Source organism: Elusimicrobiota bacterium (assembly GCA_028718185.1).
Taxonomy (GTDB): Bacteria; Elusimicrobiota; UBA8919; order UBA8919; family UBA8919; genus JAQUMH01.
The window spans coordinates 20,633-43,868 of the sequence record JAQUMH010000015.1 but is presented as its reverse complement, the minus strand read 5'-3'; the positions used below and the strand labels follow the sequence as shown (position 1 = coordinate 43,868).

General features: G+C 38.6%; 8 protein-coding genes. 7 read left to right on the top strand and 1 reads right to left on the bottom strand.

What is annotated here, in order from left to right:
- Positions 1 to 721 precede the first annotated feature (721 nt).
- Positions 722 to 1,312 (top strand): hypothetical protein, encoded by a 591-nt coding sequence (locus tag PHE88_11470; GenBank protein ID MDD5688436.1) that lies wholly within the window; start codon positions 722 to 724, stop codon positions 1,310 to 1,312.
- A gap of 80 nt (positions 1,313 to 1,392) precedes the next feature.
- On the opposite strand, the gene PHE88_11465 is transcribed toward PHE88_11470, so the two are convergent.
- Positions 1,393 to 2,175 carry a helix-turn-helix domain-containing protein gene (locus PHE88_11465; GenBank protein ID MDD5688435.1) on the bottom strand — a complete coding sequence of 261 codons (783 nt, stop codon included), beginning with the start codon at positions 2,173 to 2,175 and terminating at the stop codon, positions 1,393 to 1,395.
- Positions 2,176 to 3,124: 949 nt separating this feature from the next.
- On the opposite strand from PHE88_11465, the gene PHE88_11460 reads away from it, so the two are divergent.
- The 6 genes from PHE88_11460 (at position 3,125) to PHE88_11435 (ending at position 23,140) form a co-directional block, all read left to right on the top strand.
- Positions 3,125 to 4,078: a PorV/PorQ family protein gene (locus tag PHE88_11460; protein MDD5688434.1), complete on the top strand. Its 954-nt coding sequence runs from the start codon at positions 3,125 to 3,127 to the stop codon at positions 4,076 to 4,078.
- Positions 4,079 to 4,321: 243 nt separating this feature from the next.
- On the top strand, positions 4,322 to 14,722 hold the full coding sequence (locus PHE88_11455) for a chitobiase/beta-hexosaminidase C-terminal domain-containing protein (protein ID MDD5688433.1): 10,401 nt from the start codon (positions 4,322 to 4,324) through the stop codon (positions 14,720 to 14,722).
- Positions 14,723 to 15,492: 770 nt separating this feature from the next.
- Positions 15,493 to 16,443 (top strand): PorV/PorQ family protein, encoded by a 951-nt coding sequence (locus PHE88_11450; protein ID MDD5688432.1) that lies wholly within the window; start codon positions 15,493 to 15,495, stop codon positions 16,441 to 16,443.
- A gap of 801 nt (positions 16,444 to 17,244) precedes the next feature.
- A complete protein-coding gene (locus PHE88_11445; protein ID MDD5688431.1) occupies positions 17,245 to 18,192 on the top strand; it encodes a PorV/PorQ family protein in 948 nt (315 codons plus the stop codon).
- A gap of 149 nt (positions 18,193 to 18,341) precedes the next feature.
- Entirely contained in the window at positions 18,342 to 21,356 is a 3,015-nt protein-coding gene (locus tag PHE88_11440; GenBank protein MDD5688430.1) for a carbohydrate-binding protein, read from the top strand.
- A gap of 785 nt (positions 21,357 to 22,141) precedes the next feature.
- Complete coding sequence (locus PHE88_11435) at positions 22,142 to 23,140, top strand: PorV/PorQ family protein (protein ID MDD5688429.1); 999 nt, start codon at positions 22,142 to 22,144, stop codon at positions 23,138 to 23,140.
- Positions 23,141 to 23,236: the final 96 nt, after the last annotated feature.

Genomic DNA, 23,236 nt, shown 5'->3' with positions numbered 1-23,236 from the left:
TAGGTAATAGCGGTAAGGTAGTATGGGATGGTAAGAATGATGGTGGTAAGGGAGTAGCGAGTGGAGTATATATTATATTTATAGAAAACAGCACAGGAGTAAAGAAAATAAAGATTGGTGTGGAAAAGTAGCGCACCATCTTATGGCGCCGGTTAATTAGTGGATTAGAGAATTAGAGATTAGGAAGTCCAAAATCCCTGCCTAACCAATGTTTAGTGTCAGTCAAAGACACCGACAATGTTTAAACTTAAGAGCTCAGGAGACAATGACAATATAAAAATCTATCCTAACCCGTATGTTAGTCCGAAATCCAATGTCGAAATTTAAACAAAGCAATCTTGATTTATTGAGATTGCTTTGTTTTTTATGTATATACTGAACGATACTTTATTTGGAATTTAATATTGTTTATGCATCTTTCTTTTTGTTTCTTAGTAATAATTAGATAATATGTATTTTATTGAATAATTTTAGATAAAAATATTTTACGAGCAATCTCATGTAAATAAATGGCAATATTTCACAATAATTATTAGTTGACAAGTAAGCAAAAGGTTGTTAATATGTTGTGTGCGTAGTGAGTTATAATTTCTAAATCCAATAACCGATGTCATGATTGGCAACAGAAGAAAGAAACAAGATGCAAGAAGTAAGATTTGGACTGCTTGTTTCTGATTTCCGATTTTTTGCTTCTTGATTATAAAAAGGGAGGTAGGTAAAGATGAAAAACTGGTTAGTTGTAGGATTAGTATTTGGTATGTGTTTAACTTGTGTGGGACAAGTTGAGGCAGTGAAGAAATCTATAAGTAAAAAAACTGCTACTACAAAGAAAAACAATAGTAAAGCAAGTAAAAGTGACAGTAAATCAAATAAAACAGAAATAATGATTGAGGCAGAAGATTTTAGCGCCCAAGGCGGCGGAGAAATAAAAATAGAAGAAAATAAGGTAGGTGTAAGTAAAAAATCAATTGGGAATTGGAATACTCCTGGGCAATGGGTTGAATGGAAATTTTCTGTTGCAAAAGATGGTTTATTTACTATTACATTAAAATATGCAACACCGGAAGAACCTGTTCGCTCACTAATGATAGATGGAGTATACCCAACAGAAGATTTGAAAAGAATATTCTTTAAACCTACCGGCGGTTGGGGTGGTAAAGAAACTGAATGGCAACCATGGATTATCCTGAATCCAGATGGACAAACTCCCTTAAAATTTAACATTAAAGCGGGAGAACACATTCTCAAACTGCAGCAAGTATATTCTCCCGGGCTGAATTTAGATTATATTGTTATAAAAATTGCAAAATAATAGAAATTAAAATGACTTATTGTAATGTTGCGACCCTATGACGCTATGACACTAAGACCCTATACCACCCCAGCACTACTTTATAGAAAAGATTTGTTTCTTCGGAATTGACCGGGTGGTGTTCCAAATTGTTTTCTGAATACTTTTGAAAGCTGATATTCATCAGCAAATCCAACTTCTTTGGAAATAGCTTTTAATGGAGAATCAGTTGTAAAAAGCATATCCTTAGCAGTTTCAGCACGGATAATTCTTAAATCATCCATTGGTGTTCGTCCCGTAAGTTTCTTGTATGTTCTTAAAAAATGGTATTTACTCACACCGATATACTCTGCTAATTTTTCCAAATTCAAACGTTCTTTTAAATGCTCTTTCATAAAACTTCTTAAACTACTAATCATAGGATGAGATTCTTTAGATTTAGAAATTTTTTTTAATTCAATTAATATCACTTCAAATATTTTTTCTTGCAGTAAACTCCTGTAAGGAGAAACCAATTCTTTCTCTTCATATAACCATTGTGCCAAAAACCGGATTTTTTTATTTGTGTCATGGGTTAAAATGGGGATTTCTGTTTTTCCTTTTTCTTTCTTTTCTTTCCAGGCAAAGTAAAATATTTCAGCAGGGGTAGTACTAGTAAGATGTTCTTTATGAGATATTCCTGCAGGATAATTCAATATGTCACCTGGATTCGCAAAAATATTTTTTTTTAATACTTCAACACTTATGGAGCCCTTAATAAGAATCACCATTTCATTACATGGATGGTGATGTCTCTTTATTTCCGCTTCAGGGTAAGGATCAGCATGCCCTACGTAAATTAATTTATTAGGATTTTTTAAGTTCCAATTATAACCTAGTTTCATAATTTAAATTTATCCTTTGTAAAGATTGTTTGAGATATTTGATAGATTAACAATTTTCCAAATTATCTATTGACACGTTTTATCAGTTTTATTTAGGGTAATATATGGGTTCAAATAACGATAGCAACTTTTAACAAAAGAATAGCAACCATAACCATTGACATTTTTCACATTGTACGTTATACTTCGCTTAGAGAGTCTAAAAAGAAACACAAACAATTATATGAAAATATTTGAATTTGTCAATAGCAATATTTAACTAAAGAGGGATTAAACAAACAGCAATATTTGCAAACTCATTAACAATTAAGTCCAAGACAAAAGACCAATTGTATGTTATATATATACTGAAGAGCAAGTAATGACTAATCGTTAGCAAGTTACGAGTATTCAATAAGAAAACATTATACAGTTGAACAAAGGTCATCAGGATTCATCCGTCAAAATGCGTCGAAATATGGTGACTGAACTTTAGTGAGAGGAGATAAAAGAAATACATATTGTTTTACCTCGCATATTGCGGGGTTGTGTTCTCGCTCGGTCCAGTAGGTCCGAGCTCCGAGCACTAATCCGAAAAGGCTGCTCAAGGGAAACCTTGATGAGTTCGCAAAACCAAGGGCTAAGATAGTGAAAGCCAACAGGTTGCCGATAAACAAAAAGTCTTGATAATCGTGTTGTTAATAGCTATTATCAAGACTAAAAACTATCAAGCCAGCTAGGTTATCGAAAACAAAAGAAGTAAATTAGTAAATTAGTAAATTAGTGAATTAGGTTGAAAAAACTTAATTGACTGATTAGCTAGTTTTCTAATATGCTTCTTTTTTGTTTTATTGAGTCCCCTACCGGAGACCAATAAAACAATCTCAATCACATATTCAGTTATAAATAAAAATTGGGATCATCAACTCAAGAACTCAAGAACATAAGAACAGCAGTAAAGGGGGTTAATATGCGCAAGATGTTAAGTGCAGTAATGTTGGCAGTCCTGGTTGTACCTATTATATGTACAAGCAATGTACAAGCCGGCGTTGGCAGTTCAGCTATGCAGTTTTTGAAAGTGGGAGTAGGTGCCAAGCAGGAAGGAATGGGCGGCGCACAGGTAGCAGTAGCTGAAGACGTCAATAGCGTATATTGGAATCCCGCAGGGTTAGGTTCAGTAAGTGCAACCGAATTCTCCTTTATGCATTTATCATATTTTGAAGGAATAAGTTACGAGTATTTAGCAATCGGGCATCCAATAAATGAGAGTTCCACAATAGGCTTACAGATAATGTACCTTAATTATGGCAATATAGACAAAACATTAGAAGATGCAGCTGGAGCATATGATACAGTAGGCAGTGTAGGCACTTTCGGTGCCAAAGACATAGGTGGCGCAATAAGTTACGGTAAGCAGGTAGATGAGACAATAAATGTAGGTGGCAGTTTGAAGATGGCGAGCCAGAAGATAGATAGTGACAACACAACAGGATTTGGAATAGATTTAGGAGTAGAGTATGTTCCAGTAAAAGGCGGAATACAATTAGGGTTAGCAGTCCAGAACATAGGCAGTAAAGTAGGTAGTGACAGCTTACCCGGCAATATAAAAGCTGGATTAGGTAAGAAGCTATCAGCATTTGAAGGTGAGAACAATCTAACAATAGCAGCTGATGTCAATTATGGATTAGACAGTGCAACAACAAAAGAGAATATTGGTATGGAGTTAGTAATAGCCGAGATGATAGGAATCCGTGCAGGCTACAAGCTCGGCTATGATGAAGAGACATACACATTAGGCGGCGGGTTTAAGATAAATGGTGAAAGTTCAACATTCAATATAGATTACGCATTTGTTCCTACAAAAGATTTAGGCGATACGCACAGGATATCGTTAGGTATAAGGTTTGGGGGCGGTAAAGAATAGAAACAGAGGCGTCCGAAGTTCCTGCCCGCCCGATGGTTTAGTGGCGGGCGTAGTCCTTGGTCTTTAGTCCTTAGTCAAAAGTAGCAGCAGAGCAAAGCTCTGCTTCCGTAAAAAAAATTGAAAAATTAAACAATAAATGATAAGATGTTAAATAAAATTAACACAATTAAAAAAGTAAATAATATGAGAACATTAGAACTTAAGAACGCAAGAACGAATTTAAAGGAAACTGGAGGTAAAAGTATGGGTAAAATTATCAGATGGTGTATGCTATTTGCAGTCGTAATTATAGGGTTAAGTGCAATATCGCAATCGGCAATTGGACCAGGCGACATATTCAAGGAAAAATATATTTGGAGTACACCACCGGCAAAAAATTATAGTAATGCGTGGTGGAGAGTAACAGATCCTAATCCCAGTTATACGGATGGTCCATTACCCTATGATGCACCCCAGGATTTTCTCCCAAATTACGTCCAAACTTTTAGCGGACTTGATTTAGCAGGAGCAACGAGAGCAGAAATAGTAGTAGAGATGTGGGGTGGTCACATAGGTACTACCGGCAAACAATTCAAAGTAAATAACAATTCATGGATACCGGTACCGGAAAATACAGACATATCAAGTCCTGAATGTTATCTTAGTTTTAGATATCCTGTAGTTACTATACCGATTGGTCAGTTAACAAGTGGAACTAACACGATAGAATTTACCGCTGGACCCCAATCCTGCGGTAGTTTTAATTGGGGACAATGGGCATACTACGGATTAAAATTAAGAATATATTATGATGCAACTAAGACCCACCCGACAGGAAGTATAACCTCACCAACCGCCAGTTCAACAATAAATGATAATCCTGCAATAACTGCCGCAGTAAATACATATACCGGTGGAATAAACCGGGTAGATTTTATAGGATATTATGATGATTTTGACGAGGATGGTAATGGCATTTATTCACAATGGCATTACAGGTATGTGGTGCGTAATGGAGCTTTGGTAGGACACATAGGAACAGTTACATCATCACCATATACTAAGACATGGGATACAACTTGGGTACCTGACCAGGCAGCATCATCAATTAAGTTTATGGCAGTGATAGCAGGCAATGACGGGATGTGTTATGCAACACCTGAAGTAGCAGGTATAACCCTTGCACGCACTACCACTTCAGTTAAGATGTATAAACCGACCAATGTACCACAAGGTTTTTCAGTAACAGCTAGTGCTAGTCCTAGTTCAAAATCTTGCAGTATTGTAATCCCATCAAACGCATTAACAATCACCGGTGCAAGAATGTCAGTTGTTACATGGAATGGTGCAGAAGGTGGTTTAACTCAGTCAGTAACATTAGCAGGAACTGAAATAGCGACTTCATTTCCAACTTCAACAGATCACGATTATGGTTATAGTAATATAACAGTTCCAACAAGTCTTATAACAAGTGGAACAAAAGAATTTAAAGTAACTGCTTATCATCCAAGTAATACTGCATGGACTCACGGACCGGAGATAATTTGGCCGGGACCTGTTTTATTTGTACAATATAATACCGGTGGAATGTTACCGGTGGCAGATCCGGCAATAAATCCAAATGGGGGAACATATAGCAGTGCCCAGACAGTAAGTATTACTTGTGCAACCGGTGGAGCAATAATAAAGTATACAACCAATGGCAGTGACCCATCATCCACAAACGGCACTGTATATTCCGGTCCACTAACATTATCTAGCGACACTACTTTAAAAGCAATAGCAACTAAATCGGGAAATTTGGATAGTAATGTGGTAACAGCAAACTTTACAATAACAGCTCCTACTACTGGTGACCCTATTTATTTTGTGCCGGTAACAGTTGCAGTTGGTAGTTATGCAAGATATGATAAACCGGTAGAAGTAGCAGTTAATTTTACACAGTATCTTACAACTCTTGGCGTTGGCGGCAGTTTGAATGACCAATCTTTAAGAGTGAGAGAGACAGACAGCACAGGTACAACAGTAATAAATGACAGTGTAGTATTTCAGTTTGACGAAGATTCTACATATAATGCTTCAAACAATGCAATAGGCACAGTAACACTTATGATGAGTGGGACAACAAATGCCAGTGCAACAAGATATTTCAGGATATTTTTTGATGTAGATCCAACAATAACAAAAGTTAATTTTACAAAGCAGGTAACATTAACAGATAATGTAGATGACGAGGGACAGTCAAGTTACAAAATAGAGACAGTTAATGCGACCTATTATTATCACAAGCAAGGCGGTGGTTTTTCCAGTATGGTCGACACTCAAAACAACGACTGGTTAGGTTATCATGCTACGGGCGGTTCAGCGGGTAATTATCGCGGAATACCTAACATGGTATATCCCGCTTCTTATTTTCACCCTGGATTTGTAAATAGTAGCAGCAGTATATTAAATCAGGGTCCAATAAAGATTAAATATAAGACAGATAGTCTTGATGGTTTATGGTCATGTACCTGGGAAATATTCCCTAAATATGCAAGGATGACAGTAACAAAAAAGAACAGTGCATACTGGTTCTTATATGAAGGCACCCCTGGCGGAAATTTAGATGTAACCGGCACACAAGATTATTTCTACAGGTCAAACGATACAAGCCCGCAACTTTGCGGGTCATATCCTTCAACTAATATATTAAACGGCGATATCCCGGCACCGGAGTGGGTATATTTTGCAGATGGTACAATAAACAGGAGTATATATTTGATTAACCATCAGGATGATACAGCAAATGATTCATATTATCAGATGGAAAATAACATGACAGTATTCGGATTTGGCAGAACTGGTACAACTTCATCTTTAAATCCTGTTGTTCCTGCATACTATACAATAGGATTTGCAGACAGCCGTGATTTGACAACAACAAAAAACACAATAGAATCAGCATGGCGGGATCTGACAGAAACTATAGGAACACCCGGTAGTTCTTCAGGACCAATCAAAGTGGCGACACCACAGTTTAATTTACCGGCAGGCACTTATTCAGGCACACAATTAGTAATAATAACTTGTGGGACAAGTGGAGCAACTATAAAATATACGAAAGATAACACCCCTCCATTGACCAGTGGAACAGCTACTTCCGGCAGTTCGCCTCTTGTAGCAGCAATAACAACATCAGGAACGTTAAGAGCAGCAGCAGTAATATCAGGCAGTGACGACAGTTATGAAAATACAGCAGCATATACAATAACACCTTCAGCTTCACCTGTTGGCTTTACGAAATATTCAAGTAAAGATGGATATTTATCTTTACCAGGCACGACAGGTTCTGAATATGTAGATAGTGTAGTATTAGATGTAGATAATGATGGTTTGAGCGATTTTGTTATTATGAAAAGAGGGGAAGCGCCCGCATTAGTATGGTACAAGAAAAATGGAAATAACTGGGACCAAAAAAGTATAGACCCTGACGTATTAAAACTAGGTTGTTTTAGTCAACCTTATGATATAGACAATGATGGAGATTTGGACATAGTGAATATGGGTGATTGGAACGAGGTTCAGGGTTTTTGGTGGGAGAACCCGGGTCCCCAAGCAGTTGGAACAGCAACCAGATGGACAAAACATTTAATAAAGAACACAGGAACAGTAACCTGGCATGATGCATGTTTTGGCGATTTTGACAACGATGGTGTTGCAGAACTGGCAGCGTGGGGACGTCAATATGGGACTGGAGTAACAACATTATATTTATGGAAAGTACCCGCAGACGTAAAAACTCGTACTACAGTATGGCCGGCTCCTGCTACAATATATACAAAAACAAGTGCGCCTGAAGCTGAAGGAATGGCAGTTGCCGATATAGATTTAGACGGCAAAGTAGATATAGTCGGCGGTGGCGGATGGTTCAAGCATGTAAGCGGAACGACATATACATTTAATTCAATAGAGCCAGCCGAAAGTGCAGTAAGAGGCAAATGCGCTGTAGGACAGATAATAAAAGGCGGCAGACCTGAAGTGGCTTTTTCAGCGGGCGATTTCACCGGTTTTGCTGCATGGTATGAATCTACAAATGCTGCAGCAACTACATGGACAAAACATATAATAGATAGTAATGTAATCCAGGCACATAGTTTAAAAATAGGTGATTTAGATACAGATGGCGATAATGATATATTTATAGCAGAGATGAGCCGTGTTGGTGCTAATAGCTACCCTGCTGCAAGAATGACGATATACAAGAATGACGGTGCAGCAAGTCCTGCATTTACACCAACCATACTAGCAACAGGACTAAACAACCACGAAGATGCATTGGGCGATTTTAATGGAGATGGCCGTCTTGACATATTACAGAAGAGTTATTCCGACCCTGGTAATGTTGACAACGAAGTAGCAGTATGGATACAAACCGGTGGTGGAAAAAGAGGATTAACGGATTGGACATATAAAGAGTTAGACACAACTCGTGCAGTATATGGTAGTTGGTATGAATGGTTTGGATTAGCAGCTGTGGATTTGAATAATGACGGCTATAAAGATTTAGTATCAGGAAAATATAGCTACAAAAACCCTGGCGGTGATATGACCGGGACATGGACAAGAACAACATTCCCTGTAAATGTAGATGCCAGTTTGGTAACCGATGTAGATGGCGATGCATATCCTGATGTAATAGGTTTTGGACTTACAGCAGCATATACTCCTAATCCCGGTGTGTATTGGTTAGAGAAAACCGGTTCAGGAGATACAACAGCAGATTGGACAGCTACAAAAGTTGCAGTTATACCTCCGACTCTACATTCGCAATCACAGGGAATGAGAATGGCACAAATAGTTCCCGGTGGCAGGGAAGAGATAGTGTGTACTGGTGATTTACCTTATCCCGGCGATGGTGCCAGTAGCGGAAAATTGTATTACATCCAGATACCGTTAGTAAGTCCTCAAAACGGCAATTGGCCTGTTACGCAGATAAGCAATAGTGTAAGCAATAGTAGTAACAATCAAGGAATAGCAGTAGGCGATATAGACAAAGATGGCGATTTAGATATAGTAGGAGTGTTGGGTGATAACAAAACAGTAGTATGGTATGAAAATCCCGGTGTTGCCGGACAAGGTAACTGGGCAGTCCACAAGATAGGTGACGCAACCCCGATTAATAACGTAACAAGCGCTGATGGACCTGACCGGGTCCAATTGGCAGATTTGAATGGTGACGGCCGGCTTGACATGATACTGACAGATGAAATATGGGATGGTGCAAATCCACTTCGTGCGGAAAGCCGGACTTATTGGTTTAAGTGCCCTGCAGATCCCAAGACATTATGGGGAGCTTCAACACAGATAGTAAAACAGCAGTCAACTAATTCGCTGGATGTAGCCGATATGGATTTTGATGGCGACAAAGATGTAGTAACCGGTGAGCATAAAGGTGCCAAGGAGACAGCAATATGGGAAAACGACGGGAGTGCTACACCAAGTTTTACACAACATATAATATCAGCAGGGAAAGAAAGTCATAATTCAGCATACCTGTCTGATTTAGACGGCGATGGCGATTTAGACATAGTAAGCATTACATGGGATGATTTCTTTTCTACAACCGGCGGTTTGATGTACATATTGCGTAATAATAATACCTTTGGCGGTGGTGGTGGCAATCCTGTAGTAGTAATTACTAAACCAACAAATGGTCAGCAGTTTGACCAAGGTTCTAATATATTGATAGAAGCAACGGCAGTTGATGATGTTTCTGTTGCAAAAGTAGAATTTTACAATGGCACAACAAAACTTGGCGAAGACACCAGTTCGCCGTATAGCTACACATGGAATAGTGTTCCATCAGGCGATTTTAATATAAGAGCGGTAGTAACAGACAATATTGGATTAACAGGCAGTGCCCAAGTTACTATAAGTGTCAAAAACACAGGCCAGCCTACTCTTCCTGTAGGGAAATGGGATATGGAAGGCACATCAGGCAGTTCAACAGCGAGTGATACATCGGGTTATAATAACAATGGAACATTAACCAATATGGATACTGCCACTTGCTGGGTTGCCGGCAAGGTAGGTACCGGATTAAAATTTGACGGCACAAACGATTATGTCAGTGTCCCTAATTCCACATCGTTAGATATAAATGGCAGTCAGATGACATTGATAGCGTGGGTTAGAATAGACGCCATCGGTTCCGCTAGTACTGACAATCAGATATTTATAGGCAAACCGGCAGTAGATGGTAGTCATAGTTCGCCGTGGTTTGCATATTCCTTGCATGGAGTTTGGAATAGTGCAACACAGCTAACTCCGCGTTTCTGGTTAGATATAGGTGGTAGTGGAGTAAGCGTAGCAGCCACCCAGAACATAGGTGTTGATGCTACCTGGCATCACATAGCCGGAGTATATAATGGCGCTACAATGAAGATATATGTAGATGGCGTAGAAAGTAACAGTTCTGCACAGACCGGTAACATCGCAGCACTTGGCACTGCGTTAAGGTTAGGTGCTAACGGTGGAGGAACAGAACCTTTCAACGGTGCAATGGATGGAGTTAAGATATATAATATAGCGCTAACCGGCAGTGAGATATTAGCAGATAAGAATTTGACATCACAACCGCCGACAGTAAGCATAAGCACAATAGCGATAACGAATGGTAGTAATCCGCCTGCGACAGTCCGGATAGACGCGACTGCATCCGACAGTGACGGAACAGTAAGCAAAGTAGAATTTTTCAATGGAACTACAAAACTTGGTGAAGACACCAGTTCGCCGTATAGTTATACATGGAATACTGTGCCGACAGGGACTTATAGCATAACCGCGACAGCGACTGATAATAGCGCAGCAACAACGACAACAACAGCACAGGTAGTAACAATAACTAATGGTCCTGCTATGCCCCAGCAGGCATATCCGGGCGGAGTATCGTGGTCAATAGATACAGGAACTACAACTATACAGGCAGAAGATTATGATATGGTAACAAGCGGTTCTGCTGAGGGCGAGGCATATCATGATACAGAAATAGCTAATAAGGGTGGAGCAACTTACAGAACAGGTGACGGTGTAGATGTAGAGAATTGCACTGATACGGGTAATGGGTACGATATAGGTTATGCAATGCCCGGTGAGTGGTTGGAATATAGTGTAAATGTTAATCAAGGCGGCGACTATAAAATAGTTTTAAGAGTAGCCTCTGGCGATACTTCTGCCGGTCCTATACATCTTGAATTCGGTCAGCACAATTCAACACCATATCGTGTAACCCCTTCAACAAGCGTACCATTAACAGGTGGATGGCAGACATATGCAGATATAGAAGTTTCATCCAGTGTGACCTTAACTGCCGGCAACCAGATAATGAAAATAGTAATGGAAGCTGGCTTAGCACCTCATTGCGGTAATTTTAATTATATCCAGTTAACAAGGGTTAGTGCTGAGACACCTAATGCAGTAGCAACACCTACAATTAACCCCGGAGCAGGAACATATTCAGATTCTGTTACAGTAACATTAGGCTGTGCAACCAACGGGGCGGAAATAAGATATACAACAAATGGAAATGACCCGACATCATCGTCAACACTATATTCCGCACCGTTTGCTTTGAACCAGAGTGCGACAGTAAAAGCGCGTGCGTTCAAAGCTGCTATGACCGACAGTTCAGTAAATAACGTAGCATATATAGTAACGGGCACGACACCAAACCAACAGGCATATCCGAGCGGAGTAGCGTGGTTGATAGATACTGGAACGACAACGATACAGGCAGAAAATTACGACACAGTAACAAGCGGTTCCGGTGAAGGTGTTGCATACCATGATACAACTGTTGCCAACACTGGTGATGCATCATTCAGGACAACTGAAGGAGTAGATACAGAGAATTGCACTGATATAGGCGGCGGATATGATATAGGATATATATATCCTGGCGAGTGGTTAGAATACAGTGTAAATGTGAATCAAAGTGGTATATACAAGATAGTACTAAGAGCAGCAAATGGAGACACGAGTGCAAGTCCGGTACACCTTGAATTCGGTCCTCACAATGTAGTCCCGTATCTTATAACACCATCAGCAAGCGTGCCTGCAACAGGTGGATGGCAGACATGGACAGATTTAACACTTTCAACAGGAATAGCGCTAAACTCAGGTAACCAGATAATGAAGTTAGTAATGGATACAGGAACAGGCAATAATAACGGTAATTTTAACTACATTAATTTAATAAAAGTTAATGCAGATATACCTAATGCAGTAGCGACACCGACAATTAGTCCAAGTGCAGGGTCGTATGCAAGTTATGTTACAGTAACATTAGGCTGTGCAACCAGCGGGGCAGAAATAAGATACACGACAAATGGAGCAGACCCGACATCATCGTCAACATTATATTCTGCACCATTTACATTAACTGCGAGTGCAACAGTCCGGGCTCGTGCGTTCAAAGCTACAATGACTGACAGTTCAGTAAATAGTGCTGCATATACAGTAACAAATATTTCACCACAAACATCATTTGGAAACAATGGAAATCCATGGCAGTTAAGCGTAGGAACAACAACGATAGAGGTAGAGAATTACGATACAGTAACTTCCGGTTTAGCTGATGGTGAATCATATTATGATACAACTCCAGGTAATCAAGGAGGAGCGTACAGGACAACTGAAGGAGTAGATGTAGAGGCAGTCACTAATGCCAGTAACGGATATGATATCGGATTTGTAATGCCTGGCGAATGGTTAGAATACAGTGTAAATGTGAGTGAGACTGCTGATTACAAAATAATACTAAGTGTAGCCGCCGGTTCTATCGGTGCCGGTCCTATGCACATTGAATTTGGTCCACACAACTTAACTCCATATCGTGTAACAGCATCAGTAAGCGTACCTAATACGGGCGGGTGGAATACATGGACAGATTTAGAGGTTTCTTCTAATGTGACGCTTACAGCGGGTAACCAGATAATAAAGATGGTAATGGAATCCGGTTCTGCAGCAAATTGCGGTAATTTTGATTACATCAAGTTAATAAGATTAAGTGCAGACACAACACCTCCGGTAGTAAGTGCGGTAACACCATCTAACGTAACCGGTAGTGCAGCAGTAATAAAATGGACAACTAATGAGCTCGCTACCAGTAAAGTAGAATATGGATTAACAACAAGTTACGGCAGTGCAACACCGGTAACAGATACCGTTGGTGTGATCAATCACAGTGTTACATTAAGTGGCCTTACTGAAAACACAGCCTATCATTACAGGATGGTATCCGTTGATATGAACGGTAATACAATAACAACCGGAGATTACAGTTTTACAACGATATCTAATGATCCTTATCCACCTGTGATTAGCAACGTGGTAGCCGGTGTAACACAAAACAGCGCCGTAATAACATGGACAACTGATGAAAATTCAGATTCTCGGGTAGCATACGGAACTTCAACTGCGATGGGAACTACAACCACATTAGATCCGACAGCAACAAGGTTACACAGTGTTTCCATTAGCGCATTAGATAAAGGTAAGACCTATTATTACAAGGTCTACAGCCGTGACTCATCTAATAATCTTGCGATATCGTCACAATACATTTTCAAAACATATAACTTAAAGCACAGAATATATACCTATTACTATGATGACGGAACAACTGCAACCAAGACAGGAGCATCCGCAGCTGCGAGTTTGAAGTTCAAGGTTCAGGTATATAATGTAGATGAGAACAGTATTGCGACCGATTACACAGGTACAGTAACACTTACAACCAAGAACAGCAAGAGTAGTGTCCTGGATACAACAGATTCAACATTGACTGGGGCAGATTCCGGCGAGAAGGAAGTTTCAATACCGTTCCGTAGTGATATAAATACGATAGAACTAACAGGCGACACGACAGCGCCGGTCGTGATAAGTTTCAGTGATATGTATATCGCAAAGTTAGTAGGTTACCAGGGTGGAACAATACGGGGTGCTAACGGACTGAAGATACTCATCCCTACAGGAGTCTTGTCTGCTAACAAATATCTTGCTTCTATAAAGACAAGTTCATCACCGGAAGTAAAAAACAACATGAAATATGTTGACACGGTGAATCCGATATGTTACGACTTTGGCGAGTTAACATTTAACAATAATGCGCCTGTATTAGAAAACCAGGTATTCACAAGAGCAGTAAACATAACAATACCATACACAGCAGCGGATATAGGAACATTAAACGAAGATGGACTTAGAATCTACTACTGGACCGGAACAGATTGGGAATTAGCAACAGGAATCCAGACAGTAGACAAGTCAAACAACACAATAACCGCAACCGTCAAACATTTCTCAACATACCGGATATTAGGTAGTTATGTATCTGCTGATATGAGTAATGTGAAAGTCTATCCTAACCCGTATAATCCGGCGACAGCGGTACTGGGTAAATTGAAGATAATCAATTTACCAATGAATAGTACTATGAAGTTGTTTAGTGTAACAGGCGAAATAGTTCGTGAACTCAAAGAGACAGATTTTGGTAACCTTGGCTGGCTCGAGTGGGATGGCAAGAATGATAATGGAGACAAAGTAGGTAAAGGAGTATACATTTATCAGTTAGAAGACGCTACCGGTAGCAAAAAGACAGGGAAAATAGGACTGATTAAATAAAAACGTTATAGAGTTTTAGGGTTATAGGGTTAAAACTCTATAACTCTACAAACTCTACGAACTCTGCGATTCTACTACGATTATTTAATATAAAAAAGAACATCTTTAATGAATATGGATGTTCTTTTTTATATTATTTTTAAATCTTACATCTTACTTCTTATTTCTTTCTTCATATCTAAGTGCAATATTGGACAACATAACAGAAATTACCGATAAAATTAAATTTAGTTCTACGACTATAAGTAAAATTATGGCACAAATAATTTAGTTATTACAAATGACAATTTTTTACAACAAAAAGACCTTGACAAAAAATCAGTATTGTGTTATATAGATAGTAGAAGCAGATATTGATTATTAAGAGTGCAAAAATTCCGAAAAGGCTGCTCAAGGGAAACCTTGATGAGTTCGCAAAGCCGAGGGCTAAGATAGTTAATGCCAACAGGTTGCCGATAAACAAAAGGTGAGACAATAAAGATATTCTTTGTATATTTATACAAAGGATTACTATCAAGCTAGCAAGGTTACCGAAAACAAAAGAAGTTAATTAGAAAATTAGAGACTTGGTTTATTAGGTAATTAATAATAACAAAATACCTAATAACTAGTTAACTGATTTTCTGTTGTGCTTCTTTTTTTAATGCGCGGAAGTCGGACCTACTGGACCGACTGAGCACATAATCCCAATTACAAATTCTCTTATAAATAAGAATCGGGATAATCAACTGAGAACACAAGAACTTAAGAACAGTATCAGGGAGGATAATATGAAAAAACTAATAAGTTCTGTGATATTGGCAGTAATGATAACAGGTTTTATAAGTGTAGTTGATGTAGAAGCCGGTGTAGGCAGTTCAGCTATGCAATTTTTGAGAGTGGGCGTAGGTGCAAAGCAGGAAGGTATGGGTGGCGCACAGGTAGCAGTAGCCGAAGATGTCAATAGCGTATATTGGAATCCTGCAGGATTAGGTTCAGTCACTGCTACTGAACTCTCATTTATGCATTTATCATATTTTGAGGGAATAAATTACGAATATTTAGCAATAGGACATCCTGTAAATGAGAGTTCCACAATAGGATTACAGATAATGTATCTTAATTATGGCAATATAGACAAGACATTAGAAGATGCCAATGGTAACTATGATACAGCAGGCAGTGTAGGCAGTTATAGCGCGAAAGACATGGGTGGTGCGATAAGCTACGGCAAACAGGTAGATGAAACAATAAATATAGGTGGCAGTTTAAAGATGGTTAGTGAGAAGATAGACAGCGATACAGCATCAGGGTTTGGTTTAGACTTAGGAGTAGAGTATATTCCGGCTAAAGGCGGGTTACAATTAGGGTTAGCGGTTCAAAACATAGGTGGAAAAGTAGGCAGTGATAATTTACCCGGTAATATAAAAGCAGGATTAGGAAAGAAGCTATCAGTCTTTGACGGTGAGAACAATTTAACAGTAGCAACTGATGTTACTTATGAATTAGACAGTACAAATATAAAAGAGAACATCGGAATGGAGTTATTGTTAGCAGAATTATTATATTTAAGGGCAGGTTATAAGATAGGTTACGATGAAGAGAGCTACACATTAGGAGGTGGATTTAAAATAGCCGGTGAAAGTTCAACATTCAATATAGATTATGCATTCATACCCACAAAAGATTTAGGTGACACACACAGAGTATCTCTTGGTATAAGGTTTGGGGCAAAGGAATAGAAACAGAGGCGTACTTAATCCTTAGTCAAAAGTAGCGGCAGAGTCCCGCACAACAAATATGCGGGATAAACTCCGCTCTGCTTCTGTAAAGAGAAGAATTAGTAGATTAGTGAATTAGAGATTAAAATTAAAATATTGAAAAGATTTAAAAATTTAGAAATTAAAAATAATTGTTATAGAGTTAATAACGTTATAGAGTTTGTATAGTTAACCTCTATAACCCTAAATTAATAACTCTATGGCTTTTATTTATTTTTTTATACCTTAAAAAATAAAAATATAAAAAAACAAAATAATAATTGACAAAATAAAAGAAATGTGTTATATTATGCTGGAAATTTGGTAATTTTATATATCCATTAAATACTATCTTCAGAATTTGACAAACTATGGAGGGAAACAAAAATATTTACCCCGCTTATTGCGGGGTTGCATTCTCGGTCGGTGCAGTAGCTCCGACCTGCGAGTGCGAATTCCGAAAAGGCTACTCTCATGAAATTGAGATGCGTTCGCAAAACCAAGGGCTAAGATAGTCAAAGCCGAGTAGGTTACCGAAAAACAACAAACCACAAGCGGTTTATACGCTTGTGGCTATCAAGCTAGCAAGGTTACCGAAAACAAAAGAAGTGGATTAGTAAATTAGTAGATTAGCGAATTAGGTTAAAAACTTAATTAACTGATTAACTATTTTTCTAATATACTTCTTTTTTTTGTGCTCGGAGTTCGGAGCTACCGCACCGAATCGGGATCATCAACTCAAGACCAAAAGACCATAAGAACAGTAGTAAAAGGAGGGTAATCATGTCAAAACTGTTAAATGCAGTTCTGTTAGCAGTAATGGTAGTAGGTATTACATGTACAAACAATGTAGAAGCCGGAGTAGGTAGTTCAGCTATGCAATTTTTGAAAGTAGGTGTAGGTGCTAAACAGGAAGGTATGGGTGGCGCACAGGTAGCAGTAGCAGAAGATATTAATAGCGTATATTGGAACCCGGCAGGATTGGGTTCAGTCAGTGCTAACGAACTATCATTTATGCATTTATCACAATTTGAAGGAATAAACTACGAGTATTTAGCAATCGGGCACCCGATAAATGAAAGTGCAACAATAGGGTTACAGATAATGTATTTGAATTATGGAAATATAGACAAAACGTTAGAAGATGCAACAGGCGCATATGATACAATAGGCAGTGTAGGCAGTTATAGTGCAAAAGATATGGGCGGAGCAATAAGTTATGGCAGACAGGTAGATGAAACAATTAATATAGGTGGTAGTTTAAAGATGGTAAGCCAGAAGATAGATACAAACAGTGCATCCGGCTTTGGAATAGATTTAGGAGTAGAGTATATTCCTGTTAAAGGCGGATTACAATTAGGATTAGCGGTTCAGAACATAGGCGGTAAAGTGGGCAGTGACAATATGCCCGGGAATATAAAAGCGGGATTAGGCAAGAAGCTGTCAGCGTTTGAAGGTGAGAACAACCTTACAGTAGCAGCAGATGTCAATTATGGATTAGACAGTGCAAGTATAAAAGAGAATATAGGAATGGAGTTAATGATAGCCGAGATGGTAGGAATAAGAGCAGGATACAAGATAGGCTATGATGAAGAGACATACACATTAGGCGGTGGTTTTAAGATGAATAGTGAAAGTTCTACATTTAATATAGATTATGCGTTTGTTCCGACAAAAGATTTAGGCGACACGCACAGGATATCGCTTGGAATAAGGTTTGGCGGGAAATGATAAAGGAAAAAAGCGTTATAGAGTTATAGGGTTGTAGGGTTATAAGGTTTTAACTCTACAAACTCTAAAACTCTATAACTCTATAACTTTTCGATATGAAAACAAATCAAAATTGGAATAAAGCATATAGAAGAACCGGAGGGAAAAGTATGGGTAAGATTACCAGATGTTGTATGATGTCAATCGTACTCTTGGTTGGTTTAACAGCAATAACGCAGGCAATACAACAGGCATATCCAGCTGGTGTAGCCTGGGTAATAGGAACAGGGACAATAACAATACAGGCAGAAGATTATGATATGGTAGTAGATGGTAGTGGTTCCGGTGAAGCATATAGTGATACAACATCTGGTAATAGTGGTAACACATACAGAGCAAGCGAGAATGTAGATGTTACTGCAACAACCGATATAGGTGGCGGATACAAAGTAGGTTGGACAGTAACTGGTGAATGGATGGAATATAGTATAAATGTAAATGAGGGAGGACAATACAAAATAGTATTGAGAGCAGGCAGCGGATTGACAGTCACAGGTTGTCCTATACACATAGAATTTGGAACACATAAACAAACACCATATCTTCTAACAACACCTACAGGCGTACCACCAACAGGTAGTTATGATACCTTTACTGATGTAGTACTTGCAAATTCAGTTACACTGACAGCGGGAAGCCAGATAATGAAGCTAGTTCTCGATGACAGTGCAACAACAGGCGGCGGTGATTTTAATTACATCCAATTAATAAGAATAAGTGGAGATACATCTAATATAGTTAATATACCTACAATTAGTCCTGGAGCAGACACTTATGAAGTATCTGTTAATAGTGTAACGCTCGGCTGTACAACCGATGGAGCGACAACATATTATACATTAGATGGAAATAACCCGACATTAACATCGACTCAGTATTCTGCACCATTTACATTGACCAGTAATACAACGGTAAAAGCCAGGGCATTCAAAGCTGGAATGACAGACAGTTCAGTAAATAGCGTCCTATATACAATAACAGCCGCCATAGTACAACTGTCATATGGAAACGTTCCCGTAGGTACTCCGTGGTCAATAGGAACAGGTTCTACAACAATAGAGTTTGAAAATTATGATACAGTAGCTTCTGGTTCAGCATCAGGAAAAGGATACAATGATACATCACCCGGTAATAGCGGTAATGCATACAGGACAACTGAAAGTGTAGATATAGAGACATCAGTGAATGCCAGTGGTGGTTTTGATGTGGGATGGACAAAACCCGGCGAGTGGTTAGAATACAGTGTAAATGTAAATAATACTGGTGATTATAAAATATTAATAAGAGTAGGTAGTGGGCTGTTAGTCGATGGTGGTCCCGTACATTTTGAATTTGGAAATCATAATGAAACACCGTATCTTGTAACAGCATCAACAAGAGTACCACCAACGGGTGATTATCAAACTTATGTTGACCTGTTAGTCTCATCCGATGTTGTACTTACTTCAGGTCCCCAGATAATGAAATTCGTGATGGAAACAAACACAGCAGCCGGTTGTGGTAATCTTGATTGCCTTAAAATAATAAGTATAACCCCTGATACAACTCCTCCGGTAGTTAGTAGTACTGCAACAATAAGTATAACAGGAACTTCAGCAGTGGTGACATGGACAACTAATGAACCAGCAACCAGTAAAGTAGAGTATGGCTTAACAACAGGTTATGGCAGTGCATCACCGGTAACAGATAGCGGTGGAGTAACCAGCCATAGTGTACCAATAACAGGTCTTACTGAAAAAACAACATATCATTGCAGGGTAGTGACAACGGATATGAGTAATAACCCAACAACAACTGGTGATTTTACTTTTACAACAATTGCAAATGACCCGGATGCACCTATAATAAGCAATGTGAGTGCAGGCGTAACAGTAACTAGTGCTGTAATAATATGGACAACCAATGAGGTATCCGACTCACAGGTAGTATATGGACTTACAACAGCACTAGGCAGTACAACTACATTAAGTGCAACACCGGTAACCAGTCATAGTGTGGAACTTAGTAATTTAGATAAAGGAAAGACATATTATTACAGAGTCTATAGCAGGGATCCTGCTAATAATCTTGCAATATCAGCACAATACAGTTTTACGACATATAATTTAAAACACAGAATATATACTTATTACTATGATGAGATAACAACACCTGCAAGTTTGAAGTTCAAATTGCAGGTATTTAACATAGATGAAAACAGTATAGCAACCGATTATGCAGGAACACTAACCCTAACAACAAAAGATTCAAATGGTACAGTATTAGATGCTGTAAGTTCGACATTAACAGAAGCGGATTTAGGTGAGAAAAATGTTTCAATCGCATACCATAGCAACATAAATACAATAGAGTTAAGCGGTGACACAACCGCTACAATAGTAACAAAGTTTACTGACATGTATGCAGCAAATTTAGTCGGCAATAAGGGTGGGACAATAAAAGGAACAAATGGAATAGAGATAGTAGTACCGGCCGGAGTACTATCCAGTGACGAGAATCTTGCAGCAATACCGACAAGTGTCCCGCCGGCAGTTGGTAATACAATGGAATACGCTAATACAGTGAATCCTATCTGTTATGATTTTGGCGAGTTAATTTTTACAAATACCGTACCTGTCCTGCAAAACCAAATATTTACAAGGACGGTAAGTATAAAAATACCTTATACAGCGGAGGATATAGGAACGTTAGATGAAGACGGACTTAGAATTTACTTCTGGAATGGTACAGATTGGGATTTGGTATCAGGAGTCCAGACAGTAGATAAAACAAATAAAACAGTAACTGCAACCGTCAAACATTTTTCAACTTACCGTATATTAGGAAGTTATGTTTCTACAGACTTAAACACCGTAAAAGTTTATCCAAACCCGTATAATCCTACGACAGCTATAAACGGCATGTTAAAGGTTATAAACCTGCCGTTAAATGTCAAAATGAAATTTTACAGTGTAAATGGTGAATTAATCCGCGAGTTGAAAGAAATAGATTATGGTAATCTTGGATGGATAGTTTGGGACGGTAAAAATGATGATGGTGACAAAGTAGGAAGGGGAGTATATGTTTACCAGTTAGAAGATGCTAACGGTAAAAAGAAAACAGGTAAAGTAGGGTTAGTTAAATAGTAACAACAGTCCGATGTCCAAAGTTAAAAGTCGTAGTTGCAAAGCTTGTTTTGCTGCCGTGAAGTATGTAGTAGTTGCTTGCCCTCGGCAAGCTTAAACAAATCATAGAAAAGTTAATAAAAAAAAGAACATTTATTTTTTAAATGTTCTTTTTTTATTGGATTTTACATTACATTTCCGCAGTATACCTTAAGTTATATCTAAATCAATTCGCAAGTAACCGTTAGCTATTCACAATTAGCCGATAGACAAAATTCATGTTTTGTGTTATAAATATGGTAGAGAAACAGTCCGATGTCCGAAGTCCAATGTCAGAAGATGTAACACTAAGACACAATGACTCCAAAACACATTACACAGTTAAACGAAGTAGGAAAAAGAATTACAAGTTGTTTTACCCCGCAAAAAGCGGGGTTGCATTCTCGGTCGGTGCAGTAGCTCCGACCTGCGAGTGCTAATCCGAAAAGGCTGCTCCTGCGAAAGCGGGATGAGTTCGCAAAACCAAGGGCTAAGATAGTAACGCCAACAGGTTGCCGATAAACGACAAATGAGACAATAAAAGATTCTTTGTGTATTTTAAGTTGTCATTGCGAGCGTAAGCGAAGCAATCTAATAATATACAAAGGATACTATCAAGCCAACTAGGTTACCGAAAACAAAAGAGTTTATTAGTAAATTAGAGATTAGTTAATTAGTATAAAAACCTAATTAATTGATTATTTGGTTTTCTGATAAGCTTTTTTTTATTTACCAAATTACCAATTACTGTTTTTAAAGGAGTAGTTATGAAAATCACAAATAAGGAAACAAAAAATGAAATTAAAGGAGGAAAAATGCACAAGATGTTAAGTTTATTTGCGTTAGCAGTAATGGTCGTAAGTATTACATGTATCAGCAAATTAGAAGCTGGCGTATGCAGTTCAGCTATGGAGTTTTTGAAAGTAGGTATAGGTGCAAAACAGGAAGCTATGGGTGGCGCACAAGTAGCAGTAGCTGAAGATGTCAATAGCGTATATTGGAACCCGGCAGGGTTAGGGTCAGTAAGTTCAACTGAACTCTCATTTATGCATTTATCGCTTTTTGAAGGAATAAATTACGAATATTTAGCGCTCGGACATCCTGTTAGTGAAGACTCCACAATAGGGTTACAGATAATGTACCTTAATTATGGCAATATAGACAAGACATTAGAAGATGTCAATGGCGCATATGATACCGTAGGCAGTGTAGGCAGTTATAGTGCGAAGGATATGGGTGGCGCAATAAGTTACGGCAAACAGGTAGATGAGACAATAAACATAGGTGGTAGTTTAAAAATGGTAAGCCAGAAGATAGATAATGACACTGCATCGGGGTTTGGCTTAGATTTAGGAATAGAGTATATGCCTGTAAAAGGCGGATTACAATTAGGGTTAGCGGTCCAGAACATAGGCGGTAAAGTAGGCAGCGATAATTTACCCGGTAATATAAAAGCGGGATTAGGCAAGAAGCTCTCGACATTTGAAGGTGAGAACAATTTAACAGTAGCAGCTGATGCTAATTATGAATTAGACAGTGCTACAACAAAAGAGAATATAGGGTTAGAATTAATGGTAGCCGAGATGGTAGCAATTCGTGCTGGATACAAGATAGGATATGATGAAGAGACATACACATTAGGCGGCGGGTTTAAGATGAGCGGTGAAAGTTCTACATTTAATATAGATTATGCGTTTATACCTACAAAAGATTTAGGCGATACACACAGAGTATCGCTAGGTATAAGGTTTGGTGGGAAAGAGTAAAGACAGTCCGATGTTCTTGGTCCTTAGTCCGTAGTCAAAATGTAGTTGCAGAGCTTGCTCTGCTGAAGTTTTAAAGATTGAAAAATTAAAGAATAA